This is a genomic window from Cupriavidus sp. WS, from assembly GCF_000395345.1.
GTDB classification, from domain to species: domain Bacteria; phylum Pseudomonadota; class Gammaproteobacteria; order Burkholderiales; family Burkholderiaceae; genus Cupriavidus; species Cupriavidus basilensis_B.
Genome location: NZ_AQPL01000658.1, coordinates 1 through 3,025, shown reverse-complemented (window position 1 = coordinate 3,025; position 3,025 = coordinate 1). Strand labels below are relative to the sequence as shown.

Annotated in this window: 2 protein-coding genes; both read right to left on the bottom strand. The window is 66.4% G+C overall.

Features of this window, described 5'->3' with window-relative positions:
* Positions 1–283 precede the first annotated feature (283 nt).
* Entirely contained in the window at positions 284–2,296 is a 2,013-nt protein-coding gene (locus K206_RS0136240) for a DNA topoisomerase III (RefSeq protein WP_020207115.1), read from the bottom strand.
* A gap of 282 nt (positions 2,297–2,578) precedes the next feature.
* Positions 2,579–3,019, bottom strand: a complete 441-nt coding sequence (locus K206_RS0136235; RefSeq protein ID WP_029044462.1) for a single-stranded DNA-binding protein — start codon at positions 3,017–3,019, stop codon at positions 2,579–2,581.
* Positions 3,020–3,025: the final 6 nt, after the last annotated feature.

The window sequence follows — 3,025 nt, the reverse complement described above, 5'->3', positions numbered from 1 at the left end:
GGCACCGGCACCGAATACCGCTGACCACGAAGGGTCTCCGGGTGGCTCGCGTAGCTAGGAAAGCCATCGGGAGACCCTTCGCAGTCGGCGAAAGAAATGCAGATCAGCAGAACGCGCAGGGCGCGGTTCGCGGAGAAGCTACCTTCAGGTCCTGCGGCCGGGGACGGCCAGGCAGGACGCGCACACGGATCAAGAAGGCGTTGCGCGCTGGGCGTCCCGCAGGGTGTGCGGGACACGGGCCACGCCGCCGATGGCGAGCACGGCTCTCGGGGAACGGGGTCGGTCAGGAACCTTTGCGGCCGCTGCGGCGCGAGTGCGAGGCCCTACGTTTGGACGTGTCGGATTCGACCGGCAGCGTGCCTTTGCAGTCGGGGTAGCGACTGCACGACCAGAACGAGCCGCGCTTGCCGGTGCGCTGGCGCGTAGGTGCGCCGCACTGCGGGCAAGCCGGCCCTTGGGGAACCTTGATGGACAGGGACGTGCTGCCGTACTGCGCGATCAACTGCGAAATCCAGGCGGCCTGCTTGCCGATGAACACGTCCAGGGTGAGCTGTCCGGCCTCGATCATGTCCAGCGCCTGCTCCCACACGGCCGTCGTGCCGGGGTCTGCAATCGCTGCGGGCACCGCGTCGATCAGCGTGAAAGCCGCGTCCGAGGCGCGGATGGCACGCCCCTTCTTCACGAGGTAGCCGCGGGCGATCAACCCGCCGATGATGTTGGCGCGCGTCGCCTCGGTGCCGATGCCGACCGTATCCTTGAGCTTCTGCTTCAGGCGCGGGTCCGTCACCAGCTTGGCGACGCCTTTCATGGATTTGACCAGCTCGCCCTGCGTGTACGGCCTGGGCGGGAGCGTCTTGAGCGCCTTCAGATCGACATCGGCCACCTGGCACGCCAGGCCTTCGCCCAGCGCGGGCAGCACCTGGCTGCGCGCTGCGGCGTCGCCGTCCTCATCGGGCTGAGGTTCCGCGAGAACCAGGCGCCAGCCTTTGACGACAACCTGCTTGCCGGTCGCCGCCAGCGACTGCTGGCCACAGGCGAGTTTCGCCACGGTGCGGTCAAACTCGTGATGCGGCAAGAACTGCGCAAGGTAATGTGCCCGGATCAGCCGGTACACGGCCAGTTCCTTCTCGCTCATGGCCGAGAGATCGGCAGGTTCCAGCGTGGGGATGATGCCGTGGTGGGCCGTGACCTTGCCGTCGTTCCAGACGCGCGAGCGCTGGGAGCGGTCGAGCTGGCCCATGATCGGGCGCAGCGTGGGATCGGTCTTGAGCAGGCTGTCCAGGACCGTGGGCACCTCAGCGAACATGCTTTCGGGGAGGTAGCCTGAATCCGAACGCGGGTACGTCGTGGCCTTGTGCGTCTCGTACAGGGCTTGGGCGATCTCCAACGTCTCCTGCACGTCCAGCCCGAGCTGCTTGGAACACACCTCCTGCAAGGTGCCCAGGTCGAACAGATGCGGTGGTCCTTCGCGCACGCGCTCGGTCTGGACCGATGTCACCTGGGCGCTGCCGGTGGCACGGATCTGCTGCGCGGCTTCCTGTGCGACCGGCTGCTGCAGGCAGCGGCCTGCGTCGTCGGTGCAGGCTTCGGGCGGAACCCACTGCGCGGTGAAAGCCTGGCCTCCGGCGGACAGGGACACGTCGATGGCCCAGTACGGCGTGGACACGAAAGCGGCGATCTCGCGGTCGCGGTCCACCACGAGCCTGAGCGTCGGGGTCTGGACGCGGCCGACCGACAGCACGCCGTCGTAGCCGGCCTGCCGGCCCAGCACCGTGAACAATCGGCTGAGGTTCATGCCGACGAGCCAGTCGGCGCGCGAGCGAGCCAGTGCCGAGTAGTACATCGGCAACGTCTCGGCCGAGGGCCGGAGTTTGCCGAGCGCGGCACGGATGGACGCATCGTTGAGCGCCGACAGCCACAGGCGTTCGACGGGGCCGCGGTAGCCGCAGAGTTCGATGATCTCGCGGGCGATCAATTCGCCCTCGCGGTCGGCGTCGGTGGCAATGACGAGATGGGTCGCCTTCGCCAGGAGCGCCTTGACGACCTTGAATTGCGTGGCGGTCTTTGGTTTGACCTCGACCCGCCAGTGCTGAGGAATGATGGGAAGCTGCTCGATGGACCAGCGCTTGAGCTGTTCGTCGTAGGCTTCGGGTGCTGCTGCTTCTACGAGATGGCCGATGCACCAGGTGACGGTGACGCCAGTGCCAGTGAGGCAGCCTTCACCGCGCTTGGTGGCGCCGAGAATCCTGCCGATGTCCTTGCCTTGCGATGGCTTCTCGCACAGATACAGCCGCATGTTCGTCCATCCACGTCTCGTTGCTCATCGGGTTGCTGAGCAGCAGGATGTCGGGCGGCTGCCGGGCCGACAGCAAACAAGCCGCACGCGGCGGCGACCGCTTTCACGGAATGGAATGGCGTGTGCGGAGATTGAGCGTGGCCGTAGAAGTGCTGACCGGAAGACCCGATGCACGGGAGCGCGTGGAAGGCAATGGGCGTCGCTGGAGCTATCCCCTGGGGATAGCTCGATGGAGCATGGAGGGCGACGAAGATATGCCCTCGTCGCCGCCCTCCTGCCGGCTCACTTCCTGCGCTTCGTCTCCTTCGGCGGCGTCGATTCCTGGGCGGCCTGGGGAGGCTGTTCTGCCTCCTGCGGCTTCGGGCTGAGGGTCACGGACTCGATGCGGTACGGCAGGATGCCGACGCTGCGCGCGTTGATCTGCCAGGTCTCGCGCGGCTGATCCTCGTTGTCCGTCCAGGGTTCGCGCTCCATGCGGCCGATGACCAGCACGCGCATGCCTTTCTGGTAGAGGCTCTTCCAGTGTTCGGCGTCGCGGTGCCAGATTTCCACCGGCGCCCAGAAGCCGCCACGGTCCTCGAAGGTGCCGTCCTTCTTGGGAATGGGATTGTCGAAATAGACGTTCAGACGCAGAAGGCGGCTGGGTTCGTCATTGCCGTTGGGGAACTCCCGGTACTCCGGGGGCGACCCGATGTTGCCTTCGCCGGAAAAATGCGTGCTCATGGTGTG